General features: G+C 36.1%; 16 protein-coding genes. 13 read left to right on the top strand and 3 right to left on the bottom strand.

The window, feature by feature from the left end:
* The first annotated feature begins 14 nt into the window (after window positions 1-14).
* Window positions 15-2441, top strand: coding sequence for a phenylalanine--tRNA ligase subunit beta (gene pheT, locus C1724_RS03450; RefSeq protein WP_102345331.1), 2427 nt, complete (start codon window positions 15-17; stop codon window positions 2439-2441).
* 269 nt (window positions 2442-2710) lie between these two features.
* Here the strand turns inward: pheT and ptsP are convergent, their stop codons facing one another.
* The 3 genes from ptsP to rnhC all read right to left on the bottom strand — a co-directional run bounded on the left by ptsP (window position 2711) and on the right by rnhC (window position 5880).
* Window positions 2711-4423, bottom strand: a complete 1713-nt coding sequence (gene ptsP / locus C1724_RS03455) for a phosphoenolpyruvate--protein phosphotransferase (RefSeq protein WP_102345332.1) — start codon at window positions 4421-4423, stop codon at window positions 2711-2713.
* Window positions 4424-4690, bottom strand: coding sequence for a phosphocarrier protein HPr (locus tag C1724_RS03460; protein ID WP_102345333.1), 267 nt, complete (start codon window positions 4688-4690; stop codon window positions 4424-4426).
* 245 nt (window positions 4691-4935) lie between these two features.
* Window positions 4936-5880 carry a ribonuclease HIII gene (gene rnhC / locus C1724_RS03465; protein WP_102345334.1) on the bottom strand — a complete coding sequence of 315 codons (945 nt, stop codon included), beginning with the start codon at window positions 5878-5880 and terminating at the stop codon, window positions 4936-4938.
* Between the two features lie 147 nt (window positions 5881-6027).
* Here rnhC and zapA point away from each other — a divergent pair, with 147 nt between their 5' ends.
* The 12 genes from zapA to uvrC all read left to right on the top strand — a co-directional run bounded on the left by zapA (window position 6028) and on the right by uvrC (window position 19592).
* Window positions 6028-6324, top strand: a complete 297-nt coding sequence (gene zapA, locus C1724_RS03470) for a cell division protein ZapA (protein WP_102345335.1) — start codon at window positions 6028-6030, stop codon at window positions 6322-6324.
* Window positions 6317-6856 (top strand): CvpA family protein, encoded by a 540-nt coding sequence (locus C1724_RS03475; RefSeq protein ID WP_102345336.1) that lies wholly within the window; start codon window positions 6317-6319, stop codon window positions 6854-6856. The genes zapA and C1724_RS03475 overlap by 8 nt, the downstream gene beginning before the upstream one ends.
* 117 nt (window positions 6857-6973) lie before the next feature.
* A complete protein-coding gene (polX, locus tag C1724_RS03480; RefSeq protein ID WP_102345337.1) occupies window positions 6974-8692 on the top strand; it encodes a DNA polymerase/3'-5' exonuclease PolX in 1719 nt (572 codons plus the stop codon).
* Between the two features lie 35 nt (window positions 8693-8727).
* Window positions 8728-11085, top strand: a complete 2358-nt coding sequence (locus C1724_RS03485; protein ID WP_102345338.1) for an endonuclease MutS2 — start codon at window positions 8728-8730, stop codon at window positions 11083-11085.
* Window positions 11086-11165: 80 nt separating this feature from the next.
* Window positions 11166-11576: a DUF350 domain-containing protein gene (locus C1724_RS03490; RefSeq protein WP_102345339.1), complete on the top strand. Its 411-nt coding sequence runs from the start codon at window positions 11166-11168 to the stop codon at window positions 11574-11576.
* A 382-nt stretch (window positions 11577-11958) separates the two neighbouring features.
* Window positions 11959-13647: an AMP-binding protein gene (locus tag C1724_RS03495; RefSeq protein ID WP_102345340.1), complete on the top strand. Its 1689-nt coding sequence runs from the start codon at window positions 11959-11961 to the stop codon at window positions 13645-13647.
* A 155-nt stretch (window positions 13648-13802) separates the two neighbouring features.
* Window positions 13803-14390, top strand: a complete 588-nt coding sequence (locus tag C1724_RS03500) for a TetR/AcrR family transcriptional regulator (protein WP_102345341.1) — start codon at window positions 13803-13805, stop codon at window positions 14388-14390.
* A gap of 56 nt (window positions 14391-14446) precedes the next feature.
* Window positions 14447-15220: an enoyl-CoA hydratase gene (locus tag C1724_RS03505; protein ID WP_102345342.1), complete on the top strand. Its 774-nt coding sequence runs from the start codon at window positions 14447-14449 to the stop codon at window positions 15218-15220.
* A gap of 74 nt (window positions 15221-15294) precedes the next feature.
* The gene (locus C1724_RS03510) at window positions 15295-16068 is read left to right on the top strand and encodes an electron transfer flavoprotein subunit beta/FixA family protein (protein WP_102345343.1); all 774 of its coding nucleotides are present in this window, start codon (window positions 15295-15297) and stop codon (window positions 16066-16068) included.
* Between the two features lie 15 nt (window positions 16069-16083).
* Window positions 16084-17061: an electron transfer flavoprotein subunit alpha/FixB family protein gene (locus C1724_RS03515; RefSeq protein ID WP_102345344.1), complete on the top strand. Its 978-nt coding sequence runs from the start codon at window positions 16084-16086 to the stop codon at window positions 17059-17061.
* 221 nt (window positions 17062-17282) lie between these two features.
* Window positions 17283-17594, top strand: a complete 312-nt coding sequence (gene trxA, locus C1724_RS03520) for a thioredoxin (RefSeq protein WP_102345345.1) — start codon at window positions 17283-17285, stop codon at window positions 17592-17594.
* 204 nt (window positions 17595-17798) lie between these two features.
* Window positions 17799-19592, top strand: coding sequence for an excinuclease ABC subunit UvrC (uvrC, locus tag C1724_RS03525; RefSeq protein ID WP_102345346.1), 1794 nt, complete (start codon window positions 17799-17801; stop codon window positions 19590-19592).
* Window positions 19593-19605 lie beyond the last annotated feature (13 nt).

Below are 19605 nucleotides of genomic sequence, written 5' to 3' on the forward strand. Positions count from 1 at the left end.
AGGAGGGATAGTAAATGTTAGTTTCATATAACTGGTTAAAAGAATATGTTGACATAAATAACGTAACAGCTGAAGAACTTGCCGACAAAATTACAAAAAGCGGGATAGAAGTTGAAACAGTCGAAGATTTAAGCAAGGGTATACAAGGGATTGTAGTAGGTCATGTATTAGAATGTGAGAAACATCCGGAAGCTGATAAGCTTAATATTTGTAAAGTAGATATTGGTGAAGGTGAACCGCAACAAATTATTTGTGGAGCTCCGAATGTAGCTGCAGGACAAAAGGTTGTTGTTGCTAAAATTGGTGCAGTGCTTCCAGGCAATTTTAAAATAAAAAAAGCAAAGCTTCGTGGTGAGACTTCAAACGGAATGATTTGTTCTTTGCAAGAATTAGGGGTGGAAGCAAAGTTAGTTGCGAAGGAAACTGCAACTGGTATTTTTGTGTTTCCAAGCGATGTAGAGGTTGGTAAAGATGCACTTGAATATTTAAACTTAAACGATAAGGTATTAGAGCTTAGCCTCACACCAAACCGTTCAGATGCATTAAGTATGTTGGGGGTTGCGTATGAAGTAGCGGCTATTCTAGGCCGTGATGTCAAATTACCGCAGCCAAGCGTAGAAGAAACAAGTGAAAAAACAGAAGATAATATTAAAATTACAGTTGATGCAAAAGAAGATAATCCATACTATGCGGCTCGAATTGTAAAAGGTGTAAAGATTGCTCCATCACCATTGTGGTTGCAAACACGATTAATGGCAGCTGGAATTCGACCAATAAGTAATGTGGTGGATATTACAAACTATATCCTTCTTGAATATGGACAACCATTGCATGCATTCGATTACGATCGTCTCGGTTCAAAGGAAATAGTAGTACGTCGTGCTAACAATGGAGAGAAAATAGTTACTTTAGATGATCAGGAACGTACATTAACTGACGAACACCTTGTGATTACAAATGGAAAAGAACCAATAGCGTTAGCAGGTGTAATGGGTGGGGCAAATTCTGAAGTTCATGGTGATACAGTAAATGTATTAATTGAGTCTGCTGTATTTGATGGACAAACAATTCGCAAAGCATCTAAAGACCACGGACTACGTAGTGAAGCTAGTACTCGTTATGAAAAAGGCGTTGACCCATTGCGAGCACATGCGGCAGCAAACCGCGCTGCATCCCTAATAGTTGAATTGGCGGGTGGCGAAGTATTAGAAGGTATGATTGAGGTTGATCATTTAGACCGCAGTCCGGTTACTGTTGAAGTAACTACAGATCGAATTAATAGTGTGTTAGGAACTTCGATTACTTCAGATGAAGTTGCGCAAATTTTTACACGTTTGCAATTTCAATATAAAGAGGACAATGGAAGATTCACTATTACTGCTCCTTCACGCAGAAGAGATATTGTAATTCCTGAAGATTTAATTGAAGAAGTTGCCCGTTTATACGGCTACGATAACATCCCTACGACATTGCCGATCATGGATGCAACACCAGGTAAATTATCAGATTACCAAGCGAAACGACGTAAGGTTCGTAAATATTTAGAAGGTGCAAGTTTATATGAAGCTGTGACTTATTCCTTAACAAGTGCTGGAAAAGCTTCAAAATTCGAAGATGAGCTAGTCAATGCTAAGCCAATCCGATTATCAATGCCAATGAGTGAAGAACGCAGCACGCTAAGATTAAGCCTAGTTCCACACTTGTTAGAAGTAATTGCTCATAACCACGCACGTCAGATAGACAATGTTTCGGTATTTGAAATCGGTAAAGTATACTTAACTGAGGATACTATAACGACAAACTTACCTCGTGAAAGAGAAAACTTAGCTGGTGCTTTTACAGGACTTTGGCATTCCCATTCATGGCAGGGTGAGAAAAAAGCTGTTGATTTCTTCGTTGTTAAGGGTGTGTTAGAAGGTCTATTTGCCCAATTAGGACTTGAAAAGAGAATTACGTTTGAACAAGGTAAAAAGGATAGCTTACATCCCGGACGTACAGCGATCGTTCGCTTAGATGGTGACTATTTAGGTTTTGTTGGTCAGGTGCATCCTGAAGTTCAAAATGAACTAGATCTAAATCCTACAATTGTGTTCGAACTTTCATTAGTAAAACTACTTAGTGCAGATGTAAGTTCGATTAAATACGAAGCAATCCCTCGTTATCCTTCAATCTCAAGGGATATTGCCTTAGTTGTAGATGAACAAATGGTTGCCGGAAATGTTCAAGATGTAATCCGTCAAGCAGGTGGTAAGCTGTTAAAAGACGTATCCATCTTTGACTTATATCAAGGTGAACATTTAGAAAAAGGTAAAAAATCGTTAGCGTTCTCGTTGCGTTATTTTGATCCAGAAAAAACGTTAACAGATGAGGAAGTTACAAAAGCTCATAACAACGTGTTAAAAGCTGTTGAAGAGCAATTAGGTGCAACTTTAAGAGGCTAAAATTTTGAAAGTCAAAGGCTCCAGCTAAACTATAGCGGGAGCCTTTGTGTTTTGTAAAGGCATGGTTTCGCTTAGCAAGTTTGTAAGCGAATTTTTGTAATTTATAATCTGATTAAGCGATTTGTAAGCGGATATTTGAATTTGTAAGCCAAAATGTCGAATTTCTAATCCAAGTTCACACATTTATAAGCGAACAACACAATCAACTAATTTTAAAGCAAATAAGGATTCCGCTATACAACTTGCGGAATCCTAATCCTACAGTTATTTTATAAAACTTCCTCTACGTATTTTTTGACTTGTTCAGCAGTTTGCATGTTTAGTACTTTATCAGCAAGGTCTTGAGCTTGTTGTGCTGTTAACTTCATAAGCTGACTTCTAGCAGGGAGGATTGATGTTGCGCTCATACTAAACTCATCAAGGCCTAGACCTAGCAAGATTGGAATGGCAATAGAATCCCCCGCCATTTCTCCACACATTCCGGCCCATTTGCCTTCGGAATGTGCAGCATCAATAACCATTTTAATTAACCGCAAAAGTGCCGGGTTATATGGTTGATATAGGTATGAGATTCGCTCATTCATCCGATCTGCGGCCATAGTATACTGTATTAAGTCATTCGTACCAATGCTGAAGAAATCAACTTCCTTTGCAAACTGATCAGCGAGAACAGCTGTAGAAGGGATTTCAACCATAATTCCAATTTCAATATTCTCATTTACCGATGTTCCTGCTTGAACAAGCTTATCTTTTTCTTCAAGTAAAATATCTTTCGCTTTTCTAAATTCTTCAATTGTTGCAATCATAGGAAACATAATTTTTAGGTTTCCATATGTACTTGCTTTTAATAGTGCACGCAGTTGTGTTCTGAAAATATCCTGTTGATCTAAACATAGGCGAATCGCACGATAGCCTAAAAAAGGGTTCATTTCCTTTGGGAGATTTAAGTATGGTAACTCTTTGTCTCCGCCAATATCAAGGGTTCTTACAACAACAGGTTTGCCTTGCATTTTCTCTAGAACAGTTTTATAGGCCGTATATTGTTCGTCTTCGGAAGGCAATTGATCTCGGCCCATATATAGAAATTCAGTTCGATAAAGTCCAATTCCTTCACCGCCATTTTCAAGTACACCTGTCACATCATTTGGGGTTCCGATGTTGGCAGCCAATTCAACATGCTTGCCATCAGCGGTTACTGTTGCCTCGTTAACAAGCTTAGCCCATTCTATCTTTTGCTCTTCATATTGTTGTTGTTTCCTTTGATATGTTTTGATTGTTTCCTCTGTAGGATTTATTACAACTTTTCCATCGATTCCGTCTATAATGAGTTGTGTTCCGTTTTTAATTTCCGCTGTAATTTGTTTCGTACCAACAACAGCGGGAATTTCCAATGAACGTGCCATAATAGCGGAGTGAGAAGTACGTCCACCAATGTCTGTTGCAAAACCTTTAACGACATTTTTATTTAATTGGGCTGTATCAGAAGGTGTTAAATCCTTTGCTAGAATGATTACTTCTTCCGTTAACATGCTAGGATTTGGAATTGTGACACCTAAAAGATTCGCCAACATTCGTTGTGAAACATCGCGAATATCTGCTGCACGTTCCTTCATATAATCATTATCCATTTGCTCAAACATTGAAATGAACATTTGTGCAACTTCATGTAAAGCGACTTCAGCGTTAACTTTTTCGTTCTGAATTTTATCTTTGATAGGATTGATTAATTCAGGATCATTCAAAACTAGAATATGGGCAGAAAATATTTCTGCTTTATCTTTTCCAAGCTTCTGTAAAGCATGCTCCCTAATGGCTTCTAACTCTTCTTGTGACTTTTGAATAGCAGCTGTAAAGCGCTGCACTTCTGAATCTGCGTCCTGTATATCTTTTTTCTCAACTGCTAGATCTGGATGTTCTAGCAAATAGGCATTAGCAATTGCTATCCCGGCAGATGCCGCTATCCCAGTAATGACTTTTTCCATTTATTCTGCTAAACCTTCGCTTTTCATAGTTTCGGCAATGGCCTTCAATGCTTCATCTCCATCATTGCCCTCGGTGATGATTTTAATTTCAGCACCTTGTGGAATTCCAAGAGACATAACGCCCATAATTGACTTAAGGTTTACGTTTTTGCCTTGGTATTCTAAATTTACCTCACAATTAAATCGGGTAGCAGCTTGCACTAATGAAGTTGCAGGACGTGCATGTATTCCAGATTCACTAGTAATATGAAAAGTTTGTTCTGGCATATTTATATTACTCCTTTCTCGCTCATGTTATGTTTTCAATGATTATAAAATTATTTTCACCTAGTTCAATGGTACTTTTTTCAAACAGACTTTATATATTTATTGCACCACCTTCCTAGTTGAATCATTCAAATATATGAAGTTATCTTTTACCAAAATGGTACTTTTCATTCTAAATAAAAAAGCTAAAAAAGACTTCCACTAATTGAGGAAGTCAATCAACCATTTCTATTTTTTACAAAATCCTATAATAATTTTTTTGCTTTATCGGTATTAGCAAAATGTAATTTAGTAAATTTCAATAATGAATCAGGGCCGTGCTTTTTGATCAATTCAGCAGCTTTCTTATCGACTTGTGGACCTGCGCCTTTAGGTAGCTGAAAGCCAGCTTGTTCACTTAGTTTTTCAAATTCTTTAACAAACGCGTATCTTGAGATAATGGAAGCTGCTGCAACGGCAATATGAACGCCTTCAGCTTTTGTACTGAAAAATGCATTTTTTTCTTTCCATTTTATTTGTTTACCATTTAGGTACCTGAAAAAGATATCCGGTTGACAAAATTGATCGATTAATATTCCATCAAGAATTTGAGCAGGAGTTAGTTTATCTAATAAGTGGTTTATTGCTTGATTATGTAATAATGCTTTCATTTTGCCTTGGTTCATTCCGCTTTGCTCTAGTTTATTATATTTTTCGTTTCTTAAAATAAGTAAACTATGTGGGACTAGTTTAATAATTTCCTTGGCTATTTTAGTAATTTGTATATCATTTAAGTCTTTAGAGTCCTTGACTCCTAATTGTTTTAACATGTTTATCTGTTCACTTGAAACATAAGCAGCAACCACAGTCATTGGACCGAAGTAATCACCTGTTCCCACTTCATCTGAACCAATAATAGATAGTTCACTAATATTTGGTGGGGGTGAATACTTGTTTGTAATTGTAGATTTTTGTTTATTCTTTTTTACCAAAGTACCACTAGCGGAAGTATCTCCCCATTTATTTGCCTCAGTTAAGGCTGACTTCCCTTGAAATAGTACTTTCCCCGATTTATATGCGGTAATGGTACATCCAGAGGGCTTTGCTACAAAAACCGCTCCAGGTGGGCAGTGATCTGTTAGCGAGGATTGATAGCTTTTCATCATTTGTGCGATTGTCTCGTTAGAAACAGTTAAGACAGAATTTGACATAATGTTTCTCCTCTTCCCTAAATATTTTGAAAAGATGTATATTCATGGTATGATGATAACTAGAAAATTCCGTATGATATTGATTGAGGGGATAATACCCCCTATTGCTGGTAAGTTTCACTTTATGTTGATTGGGGGCCTATCTAGGTGTCTGGGCAAAACAAAAAACGGATTTCAGTTGAGATATACGGTCAACACTATACAATAGTTGGTGATGAAAACTCAAGTCATATCCGAAAAGTTTCAAACATGGTTGATGAAAAGATGAGAGAAATTAATGATGCTAATCCATATTTAGATACTAGTAAGCTTGCAGTATTGACGGCCCTTAATATTGTAAATGATTTTCTGAAATTACAAAATGAATATGATGATTTGACCAAGGAATATCAAATATTATTGAAGAAACTAGCAAAGGAAGAGGAAGAAACGGAAAATGATTGACTTAATTTTACTTTTTATCCTTGTTTTAGGTTTTTTCATCGGTTTTCGACGTGGTTTTGTACTACAAATCATATATTTTGCAGGATTTATAGCCGCATATATTGTAGCTTATTTATACTTTGACGATATAGCACCACATTTAAAGCTTTGGATTCCATTTCCAACTCCGTCTGAAAATAGTGCTTTTTCATTGTTTTTTGAGACCTTCAATTTAGAAAAAGCATATTATCGGGCGATCGCTTTTGCAATTCTTTTTTTTGGTACTAAAATTGTATTACATATTGTGGGATCCATGCTTGACTTTTTAGCGGATTTGCCGATATTAAGGACTATTAATGGCTGGTTTGGTGGTGCGCTAGGCTTTGTGGAAGTCTACCTAGTAATCTTTATTCTATTACATCTAGGGGCACTGACTCCATTAGAATTCGTTCAGTCCATCCTGAACGAATCTATTTTGGCAAGAGGTATTGTTGAACATACACCGATTGTTTCAGGGAAAATCAAGGCACTGTGGTTTGACAGCTTAACCTGATAAATTCTTTCCAGGATCCTCCATGTAAAATGCATGGAGGTTTGTAGTTTGTGAGTGACCATGAATTCGATCTGTCAAATCATATATTACATAATTTTTTAAGGTAGGGTCTTTCTTATGGAAATTAATAAAAAAGATATTATTAAAACACTAGAAACTATTGCGGTTTATTTGGAAATAAAAGGAGAAAATCCATTTAAAATATCAGCTTATCGAAAAGCTGCTGCCGCGCTTGAAGCGGATGACCGAAGCATAACAGATATTGAGGATGTTTCTAAGTTAAAAGGAATTGGAAAAGGAACTGCAGCTGTTATTGAAGAATTGTTAACGACTGGACAGTCAAATGTTCTTCAGGAATTAATAGAACAAGTACCAAAAGGGCTGTTAGCGTTGTTAAATTTGCCAGGACTTGGTGGAAAAAAGATTGCAAAGCTTTATCAGGAGCTGGATGTGACTGATATTGAATCCTTGAAACAAAATTGTTTAGAAAATAAGGTTCAAGGTTTAGCGGGCTTCGGGAAGAAAACAGAAGAAAAAATTTTAGCGGCGATTGAGGATGTCGGAAATCGTCCTGAACGTTTACCTATTTGGTTCATGCTTCCAATTGCAGCAGACATTGAAACACAGCTCAGTAATATGGAACATATTTTACAATTTTCACGTGCGGGAAGTTTAAGGAGAATGAAGGAAACAATTAAAGATTTAGATTTTATTATTGCAACGACTGAAGCTCATGCTGTACGTGAACAGCTTTTAAAGCTTGATCGGATTTCAGAAGTTATAGCTAGTGGGGATACAAAGGTTTCAGTTGTTTTAAAATATGAATATGATGTTTCTATAGATTTTCGTCTGGTTGAACCTAAAAGCTTTGCTACGACATTACACCACTTTACAGGCTCAAAAGAACATAATGTAAAAATGCGGCAGTTAGCGAAAGAACGTGGTGAAAAAATTAGCGAATATGGTGTTGAAATCATTGAAACAGGTGAAGTTTTATATTTTGATTCAGAAACTGAATTTTTCAAGCATTTTGGATTACAATTTATACCGCCTGAAATGCGTGAAGACCAAGGTGAAGTCGATGCCTTTCAGCATGAAATAGAAGTTTTGAATGTAGCTGATATCAAAGGTGATTTGCATATGCACACAACTTGGAGTGATGGTGCTTATTCTATTCAAGAAATGGTTGAAGCTGCTCGGAAGAAAGGCTATGCCTATATAGCTATTACGGATCATTCTCAATATTTGAAGGTAGCCAATGGACTTACAGCGAAAAGGTTACGTGAACAACGCCAAGAGATAGATCGTTTGAATGATTTATATGATGATATTACAGTCTTGGCAGGAGTTGAGATGGATATTTTACCAGATGCAACGTTGGACTATGATGATGAACTACTAAAAGATATGGACATTGTTATCGCGGCCATTCATTCAAGTTTTTCACAGGACCGGGAAAAGATAATGAAACGGTTGATAAATGCATTAGAAAGTCATCATGTCGATATTATTGCACATCCTACTGGAAGGATCATTGGTAAACGGGAAGGATATGATGTCGACCTAGAGCTTTTAATCGAAGTAGCTAAACGAACGAATACGGCCTTGGAATGCAATGCAAATCCATATCGATTAGATTTATCAGCAGAATGGATGAGGAAAGCCCAAGATGCAGGTGTTAAACTCGTCATTAACACTGATGCGCATCGCATTGACATGCTCGAGGATATGCAGTTAGGTGTTGCAACTGCACGCCGTGGCTGGATTAAGAAAGAAAGTATTTTGAATACATTTGATATAAATCAATTAAAAGCATTTTTAAAGAGACATCACTAATAAGCCTAATTTGAAAGTAAAAGGGGGCGCTGCCTTTGTTAAGACATATATCAAAGGTTCTCGAATTTGAGAAAATTAAAGAACTGTTAGTGCACCATGCAGCTTCATCACTTGGTAAAGAGAAAGTTGAAAAGCTAGAACCTTCATATGATTATGTTGAAGTAGTTAAACTGTTAGAGGAAACAGACGAAGCATCATTGGTTCTCCGATTAAAAGGACAGGTTCCATTAGGCGGTATTTTTGATGTTCGCCATAGTCTTAAACGGGCTCAAATTGGGGGCGCTTTAGCGGCCCACGATTTATTAGATATAGCAAGTACGATCTATGGAGGTCGTCAAATAAAGCAATTTATTGAGCTAATGCTAGAGGAAGAACATCAATTGCCTATTTTAAAAGATTATATCGATCAGATTGTCCCCTTGACTGAGCTTGAACGGAAAATCCGAAACTGTATAGATGATCATGGACATGTCATGGATGGTGCAAGTGACAAATTGAGAGGAATTAGACAGGCACTGCGTTCTGCCGAGTCAAGAATACGGGAAAAGCTTGATAGTATGACTAGATCATCCTCGGCACAAAAAATGCTTTCAGATGCAATTATTACGATCCGTAATGATCGTTTTGTAATTCCAGTAAAGCAAGAGTACCGCAGTGCATATGGTGGGATTGTTCATGATCAATCTGCATCTGGTGCGACTTTGTTTATCGAACCACAGGCTGTTGTGCAATTGAACAATCAACTACAGGAAGCTAGAGTGAATGAGAAACAAGAGGTTGAGAGGATCTTACAAGAGTTATCTGGTTTTGTAGCAGAGAGTGCAGAGCCAATGTTACATAATGTGAAAGTATTAGCTGAAATAGATTTCATGTTTGCCAAAGCGTCCTATGGTCATAAAATAAAAGCTTCAAAACCAAAGGTGAATGAAAATGGGCAAATACGTCTTTTAAAAGCTAGACATCCGTTGATTAGTAATGATGAAGTTGTACCCAATGATATTATTTTAGGTGAAGATTATTCGTCGATAGTTATAACTGGTCCTAATACCGGTGGTAAAACAGTTACATTAAAAACACTAGGCTTATTAACATTAATGGCACAAGCAGGTTTACCTGTTCCAGCCCAAGATGGATCGGAAATCGCAGTGTTTTCTGCAATTTATGCAGATATTGGTGATGAACAATCGATTGAACAAAGTTTAAGTACATTTTCATCCCATATGACTAATATTGTAGAAATACTTAAACGTGTAGATCACAAAAGTTTAGTATTATTCGACGAACTAGGCGCTGGAACAGATCCACAAGAAGGTGCAGCACTAGCAATTGCAATTTTAGATGATGTTTATAATCGTGGTGCCACAGTGGTGGCAACAACTCATTATCCAGAGCTAAAAGCATATGGTTATAATCGGGATGGTGTTATAAATGCAAGCGTTGAATTTGATGTTGAAACCTTAAGCCCAACTTATCGATTATTATTAGGAGTACCAGGGAGAAGTAATGCCTTTGAAATATCGAGCAGACTTGGTTTAAGTCAACAGGTCATCGAAAGGGCTAAAGGATTTGTAAGTTCTGAAACGAACAAGGTCGAAAATATGATTGCGTCATTAGAAGAAACGCAAAAAAGAGCTGAAAGTGAATGGCATGATGCGGAATCTATTCGCAAAGACGCTGAAAAACTCCACGAGGAATTACAAAAACAAATTATTGCTTTAAATGAAGAACGTAATGCATTGCTTGCGCAAGCTGAAGAAAAAGCAAGGGAAGCGATTGAAAGTTCTAAAGCCGAGGCCGAAGAAATTATCCGTCAGCTTAGGAAAATGAAAAATGATGCCCATTCTACAATTAAGGAGCATGAACTCATTGATGCTAGAAAGCGCCTTGAAGAGGCACAACCAACCTTGCAAAAAAATAAACAAGCTGTTCAGAAGAAAAAGGTAAAGCAAGCATTACTTCCAGGTGATGAAGTTAAAGTTATAAGCCTAGAGCAACGAGGACACATTATCGAAAAAGTGAGCGATACCGAGTATCAAGTTCAAATTGGAATTTTAAAAATGAAAGTGAAAGAAAAAGATTTAGAGTATATAAGTCGCCCCGCTCCAGTAGAAACAAAACCATTAGCAACAATTCGCGGCTCTGAACATCACGTTAAACCGGAATTAGATTTACGTGGTGAACGGTTCGAGAATGCTGTTTTAAGAGTTGAGAAATATGTTGACGATGCACTGCTCGCAGGCTATCCGTCTGTATCAATTATCCACGGAAAAGGGACGGGTGCACTACGAAAAGGTGTACATGACTTTTTAAAATCACATCGTCATGTTAAGGGGTATAGACTTGGAGGAATGGCTGAAGGCGGTAGTGGTATAACAGTAGTTGAGTTAAAGTAATGGAATAATTTTCAGTTTCAATCATTGGAAAGAAATTGATAAAAAAAGGGTTGGCCCTTTTGGATATGGGAGAGGATTACATGAATAGTTTTTGGGAAAATAGCTTTACCCAAACAGCTGCTTACTACAGTGTAGCGGTGTTATCCTTAATTATATTTTTAACTATTTTTGAGTTTGTTACTAAATATCGAAATTGGGAAGAAATTCAAAAAGGGAATATCGCCGTTGCGTTGGCAACAGGTGGAAAAATATTTGGCATTGCAAATATATTTAGATATTCAATTGAAAATAATGATTCTATAATCACGATGATGGGTTGGGGATTATTTGGATTTGTTCTTTTATTAATTGGCTATTTTATATTTGAATTTTTAACACCTAAGTTTGGTATTGATGATGAGATCGAAAAAGGAAATCGAGCAGTAGGTCTTATATCACTAATTATATCGGTCGGTTTATCTTATGTGATCGGAGCCAGCATTGGTTCCTGAAGATTGGAGTTGAGATGTATTGGAAACACTCGCGAAAGTACTAATGGTTGTATGTGGTTTGTTTCTTATCATCGGAGTATTTTATTGGGTTTTTAATGCATAAGAAAAAATAAGTATGCAGTATGTTAAATAAGGTCAATTCAGGGGTGCAATCAATTAAATATCAAAGAGAAACGCACGGTATTTGGATTCGAAATTCACTGTGCGTTTTTTTATTATATATAGGAGCGCATATAGTATTTCTTTATATCATGTTTGCTCGGTTTAATTTCGGGGAAATTAGCCAATTTCATAATAAAAATATTAAAATAATAAAATTACTACTTATAATATAACTAACGTAATATATTTAATATAAACAGCTAAGAATAGGGGGAGAAAAATGGATGTAATGTTAGAAAAAAAGTGGTTATCCCATTATCCAGTTGAAATCCCTGCGAACATTGATTATGAAATTAAACCTCTCCAATACTTTTTGGAAAAAGCGATGAAAACTGTACCACACAAAAAAGCCATTCATTTTCTGGGTAAAGAACTAACATATAAAGAGTTATATGAATCCTCTTTAAAGTTTGCCAACTTCTTAAAATCTTTAGGTGTCCAAAAAGGTGATCGAGTGTCGATTATGCTGCCTAACTGCCCGCAATCTGTCATCAGTTATTATGGAATACTAATGGCAGGTGGGATTGTTGTTCAAACAAACCCAATGTATACTGAAAGAGAACTCCAATATCAAATTGATGATTCTGGTTCGAAATGGATAGTCTGCTTGGATCTACTTTTTCCAAAAGTTTCAAAAGTGAAAACGATTACAAGGTTAGAACATATTATTGTGACAACAATAAGTGATTACTTGCCATTTCCAAAAAATTTAATCTATCCATTTATTCAAAAAAAGAAACACGGAATTAAAGTTGAAATTTCGGAAGGTCCAACTACACATTTATTTAAGAATGCTCTGTCAACAAGCACTTCAGATAAAATTCCACTCGATATATCCCCTAAAGAAGATATAGCACTATTACAATATACCGGCGGTACAACAGGTCAGGCTAAAGGCGTTATGCTAACACATCTAAACTTAGTTGCAAATACTACAATGTGCTTGAAATGGATGTATAAAATGAAGGAAGGAGAGGAACGCATTCTAGGAATTCTTCCATTCTTTCATGTATTTGGAATGACATGTGTGATGAATTTTTCTATTATGTTTACTTCAACAATGATTTTATTACCTAAGTTTGATGCAGAGGAGACTTTAAAAACAATTGCAAAATTAAAACCTACTATCTTCCCTGGTGCTCCAACTATTTTTATAGCTTTATTGAATCATTCTAACATTAAAGATTATGATCTTGCCTCTATCAATACTTGTCTAAGTGGATCTGCACCGCTACCGCTTGAAATTCAGGAAAAGTTTGAAACGGTAACGGGTGGTAAGTTAGTTGAAGGGTATGGATTAACAGAAGCGTCACCTGTTACACACGCCAACTTTTTATGGGATGTACCACGCCCGAAAGGAAGTATAGGTGTTCCGTGGCCTGATACTGATGCATTTATTTTATCAACGGAAAAAAACGGTCCAGCAGAACCTAACGAAATTGGAGAAATTGTGGTGAAAGGACCACAGATTATGAAAGGGTACTGGAATCGTAAAGATGAAACAGCAGCTTGTTTTTATGGTGAAGAATGGTTATTAACTGGAGACCTTGGTTATATGGATGAGAATGGATTTTTTTATGTGGTTGATCGAAAAAAGGATTTAATAATTGCCGGTGGATTTAACATCTATCCACGTGAAATTGAAGAAGTATTGTATGAACACGTATCCATACAGGAAGCTGTAGTAGTTGGAATACCTGATCCCTATCGCGGCGAAACTGTCAAAGCTGTTATTGTATTAAAAGAAGGGGCAATAGTGACTGAGGACGATATCGAACAACATTGTCGTAACTATTTAGCAGCCTACAAAATCCCGAAAGTGATCGAATTTAGAAAAGAACTTCCAAAAACAGCAGTAGGTAAAATTTTACGACGTGTATTAATTGATGAAGCAAAAAATCAGTTATAGTCAAACGGGCTGAACATTCGCACTGTTTGCGTTTGTTCAGTCTGTATAAAATATTCCATTTAGAATTGTGTAAATATTGACAATTTTTAATAATTGTTTTAATATAAATCTTAAAGAATGAATGGTCATTCATTGTTTTATAAAAGGAGAACAACATGAGGAAAGAAAATCCTAAATACAACCAAATCCTTGATGCTGCCGTTATCGTTATTGCCGAAAACGGATACCATCACGCACAAGTATCTAAAATTGCTAAGCAAGCTGGTGTTGCCGATGGGACAATCTATTTATATTTTAAAAGTAAAGAAGATATCCTGATTTCTTTATTTGAGGAGCGAGTAGGTCAACTTATTGAAAAAATCGAAGAGGTGATTGCAGGGAAATCAAATTCAGAAGAGAAGTTATTAGCATTGGTTGAAATGCATCTTTGTCAATTTGTTGATGATCCACATCTAGCTGTTGTTACCCAAATAGAATTAAGACAATCAAATAAGGACCTTCGGAAACAGATTAGTTTTGTTTTAAAAAAATATATAAAAATTATCGATCAAGTCCTGTATGAAGGTATAGAAGATGGTGTCTTTAATAAAGACTTAGATGTTCGTATAGCAAGGCAAATGGTGTTTGGGACGCTAGATGAAGTAGTAACAAGCTGGGTAATGAATGAACAAAAATATGATTTAAGACAATCTATTCATTCAATTCAGCATTTAATAATTAATGGTATTGGTGGTAAATCTTAAGAAATTAGTATTTTTGGACAAGGTGTTGCATATTGTTAACTTGGGGGAGGGATTTGATGGTTTTTTTTACTATAGAAGTAGATCAAAGAGTAGCAACGATAATATTAAATAGACCGCCTGCAAATGCATTAGCTACTGTTGTTTTGAAAGAGCTTTCAACTGTCTTAGATGAACTGGAAAAGAATGATGATGTTCGCGTTCTTTTACTTAGAGGAGAAGGGAAATTTTTCTCTGCTGGTGCCGATATTAAAGAGTTCACCACTATTCAAACAAGTGAGGGTTTTTCCAAATTAGCGAAAACTGGTCAACAATTGTTTGATAGGATTGAAAACTTTTCAAAACCTATCATTGCTGTGATTCATGGTGCGGCTTTGGGTGGTGGCTTAGAGCTAGCCATGAGCTGCCATATTCGCATTGCAGGTGAGAATGCAAAATTAGGCCTGCCAGAGCTGCAGCTTGGGATCATCCCAGGATTTGCTGGTACTCAAAGATTGCCAAGGCTTGTCGGAAATCCCAAAGCTGCTGAAATGATGTTTACATCAGACCCTATTTCCGGTAAGGAAGCGGCCGCCGTAGGACTAGTCAATAAAGTGTTTAGTGAAGAAAGTTTATTTGAGGAAGCTGCTAAAATAGCAAATAAAATAGCTGCGAAAAGTCCAAATTCCTTAAAAGCAACAATTGAATTACTTCAGTTTTCAAAAAGCCAATCCTTTGAGCAGGGTGTAAACAGGGAAGCAGAGTTATTTGGGGAAGTGTTTATAACAGCAGATGCAAAAGAAGGTATAAGCGCTTTTTTAGAAAAACGAGTTCCTGATTTCAAAGGAAGGTAAATAATAAATGTAATTTAATGTTGAGCGAACGCTCAGGTTTTTATTTATACCAATTAAATAGGGAGGGTTCATAAATGAATATTTTTGTTATTATGAAAAGAACGTTTGACACAGAAGAAAAAATCACTCTTACGAACGGCCAAATTAATGAAGACGGTGCTGAGTTTATTATTAATCCATACGATGAATATGCAATTGAAGAAGCAATTCAATTAAAGGATAAACACGGTGGGGAGGTAACCGTTGTTACGATTGGTAATAACGATTCAGAAAAAGAACTTCGTACTGCGTTAGCCATGGGAGCAGATAAAGCAGTGTTAATCAATACTGAAGATCATATTGAAACTGGCGACCAATATACAACATCTAAAATATTATCTGAATACTTTAAAGAAAAGGAATACGATATTATATTAGGTGGAAATGTAGCGATTGATGGGGGTTCTGGTCAGGTAGGTCCACGTTTAGCGGAGTTATTAAATATTAATTATGTAACAACAATTACGAAGATCGACATTGACGGTCAAACTGCAACTGTTGTTCGGGATGTTGAAGGAGATAATGAAGTAATTGAAACCACACTACCATTGCTTGTAACAGCACAGCAAGGGTTAAATGAGCCGCGCTATCCATCATTACCAGGTATTATGAAGGCTAAGAAAAAGCCTTTGGATGAAATAGAGTTAGATGACTTAGAGTTAGAAGTAGAGGAAGTGGAACCTAAAACTAAGACACTTGAAATCTACTTACCTCCAAAGAAGGAAGCGGGTAAAGTATTGGATGGTGAAATTGGAGAGCAAGTAATAGAATTAGTGAAATTACTACAAACAGAAGCAAAAGTATTATAGACGGGGGGAAAAATAATGTCTAAAAAAATTGTTGTATTAGGTGAGATCCGTGATGGTGGATTACGAAATGTGTCGTACGAGGCAATTGCTGCGGGGAAGCTAGTTGCTGAAGGCGGAGAAGTCGTAGCAGTTTTAATTGGACAATCAGTTTCTAGCGTTGCAAATAACATGATTCACTATGGTGCAGATCGTGTTATTACACTTGAAAATGAAAAATTGGAAAATTATACTCCTGATGCATATTCACAGGCATTATTGGCTGTAATTGACGCTGAAAAACCTGAAGGTATTATAATGGGTCATACAGCATTAGGTAAAGATTTATCTCCAAAAATTGCAGCTAAACTGCAGTCAGGATTAATCTCCGATTGCATAAATATTGAAGTAACTGGAGGAAATACTGTATTTACTAGACCGCTATATTCAGGCAAAGCATTTGAAAAGAAAATTGTAACGGATGGAATTATCTTTGCAACTATCCGTCCCAATAATATTGCTCCACTTGAAAAGGATGAGTCTCGCACAGGTGCTGTTTCTTCTTTAAATGTGGACATAAAGGACTTAAAGTCAATTATTAAAGAGGTTGTTCGTAAAGCATCTGAAGGTGTTGACTTGTCTGAGGCAAAAGTTATTGTTGCTGGGGGCCGTGGTGTAAAAAGCGAGGAAGGCTTTAATACATTAAAGGAATTGGCTGACGTTCTTGGCGGTGCAGTCGGTGCTTCACGCGGAGCTTGTGATGCAGATTATTGCGATTACTCTTTACAAATTGGTCAGACTGGGAAAGTAGTTACACCTGATTTATATATAGCATGCGGTATATCTGGTGCTATTCAACATTTAGCGGGAATGTCCAATTCAAGGGTTATTGTAGCCATTAATAAAGATCCAGAAGCTAACATCTTCAATGTTGCTGATTATGGAATTGTTGGTGATTTATTTGAAGTTGTACCTTTATTAGTAGAAGAATTTAAAAAAATTAAGGTAAATGCATAATATAAGTATTAATGCGGGTGATCCTAGTTGGTGCCTGCTTTTTTTACATTTAAGCTACCTAATAACTTTCAATTATGGGAAGGTCAAAGGTTGTATATTTTTATGTGTATCCATCAAATAAAACAGGGAATATTGAATAAGGAGCAAATGCTTCGCTTCTCCAATTTGTTAGTGGTATAATTTTCTTACAAAATTAATAATTGTTTTGAGGAGGGCTTTTAATGGCTATCGTAAACGCAACTGATCAAAATTTCGCAACTGAAACAGGTGAAGGTGTTGTATTAGCAGATTTCTGGGCACCATGGTGTGGACCTTGTAAAATGATCGCTCCTGTTTTGGAAGAATTAGATTCTGAAATGGAGCAATTGAAAATTGTTAAGCTTGATGTAGATGAAAACCAAGAAACAGCTGCAAAGTATGGTGTAATGAGCATTCCAACTTTATTAGTATTTAAAAACGGTGAAGTTGTTGATCAAGTGGTTGGATTCCAACCAAAAGAAGCACTTGCTGGACTTATTAATAAGCACCTTTAATATAAAGTGACCTGGGCGTAAAATCCCAGGTTTATTTTTTTGCGGTTTTAAAGGTTTTTTGATAAAAAATTAAACCTGTTTATGAAAAAAACATCAATTTCCTACATCTGTAAAGACCTTTTCAGTGCCCCAAATGGTATAATGATCTATGCATTTCATGTTGCCAACTAAAATTAAACTTGTCTATAGAGGAGGTGCTTTTCTATGAATAGCCATCTCAAAGAAAAATTGGCCCTACTTCCTGATCAGCCTGGCTGTTATTTAATGAAGGATAAACATAATACTATCATTTATGTTGGTAAAGCGAAGGTATTAAAAAACCGAGTGAGGTCATACTTTACCGGTTCCCATGACGGTAAAACATTAAGGCTTGTAGCTGAAATAGTCGATTTTGAATATATTGTGACTTCTTCTGATATAGAAGCACTTATTTTAGAAATGAATTTAATTAAGAAATATGACCCAAAGTATAACATCATGTTAAAGGATGATAAAAGTTATCCATATATCAAAATTACCGCAGATAAACATCCGCGACTTATTACAACACGAAAGGTAAAAAAGGATAAAGGAAAATACTTTGGACCATATGCAAATGTACAAGCTGCCAACGAAACTAAGAAGTTATTAGATCGCCTTTATCCATTAAGAAAGTGTTCAACACTACCTGATCGTGTTTGTTTGTATTATCATATGGGACAGTGTCTAGCACCCTGTGTAAATGATGTATCAGATGTCACTAACAAAGAAATGGTTGATTCTATCGTTAAATTTCTTAATGGTGGATTTCAGGATATAAAAAAAGAGCTTTCTGAAAAAATGTTTAAAGCTTCAGATGATCTAGATTTTGAAAGAGCCAAAGAGTACAGAGATCAAATTACACATATTGAATCTGTAATGGAAAAACAGAAAATGAGTCTTACTGACTTACTTGACCGTGATATTTTTGGGTATGCTTATGATAAAGGCTGGATGTGTGTCCAAGTATTCTTTGTAAGACAAGGTAAACTTATTGAAAGAGACGTTTCTTATTTTCCTTTTTACAATGAACCAGATGAAGACTTTTTAACTTTCTTAGGTCAATTTTATTTAAAAAGTAATCATATTAAACCAAAGGAGATATTTCTACCTGAGTCTGTAAATGCAGGGCATGCAGAAAAGCTAACTGAGGTAACAATCATACAACCTAAAAAAGGAAAAAAGAAGGAATTAGTAGATTTAGCTATTAAAAATGCAGAAATTACTTTAAAAGAGAAGTTTGCTTTAATTGAAAGGGATGAAGAGCGGACAATTAAAGCTGTTGAGAATTTAGGAAAACATTTAGGAATAGGTATTCCCCACCGCATCGAAGCATTTGATAATTCAAATATTCAAGGAACAGATCCAGTATCAGCAATGATTGTATTTGTAGATGGTAAGCCAGAAAAAAAGGAATATCGAAAATATAAAATTAAAAGTGTGGATGGTCCTGACGATTATGCATCAATGCGGGAGGTAACTAGAAGGCGATATTCGCGATTACTTAAAGAAGATTTACCTTTGCCTGATTTAATTATTATCGATGGAGGTAAAGGACATATTATGGCTGTTAAAGATGTGCTGGAGAATGAGTTAAATTTAGCAATCCCGCTATGCGGGTTAGCTAAAGATGAACGGCATCGTACGTCCGATCTTCTGTATGGTGAACCGTTAGAGATTGTTCCGATGTCCCGAAATAGTCAGGAATTTTATTTGTTACAACGTATACAGGATGAGGTTCATCGCTTTGCGATTACTTTTCATCGACAGTTGCGAGGAAAATCAGCTTTTAAGTCTATTTTAGATGATATTCCAGGTGTCGGTGAACAACGTAAAAAGAAATTATTAAAGCATTTTGGATCTTTAAAGAAGTTAAAAGAAACGACATTAGACGAGTTGCTTGATATAGGGATTCCAGTTAATGTAGCTGAAAATATAATAAATCACCTGCAAGAAGATGAAAAGGTGTCAGAAGAATAGGTTCTGACACCTT

It is taken from the genome of Bacillus sp. Marseille-P3661 (genome assembly GCF_900240995.1).
GTDB lineage: Bacteria > Bacillota > Bacilli > Bacillales > Bacillaceae_J > OESV01.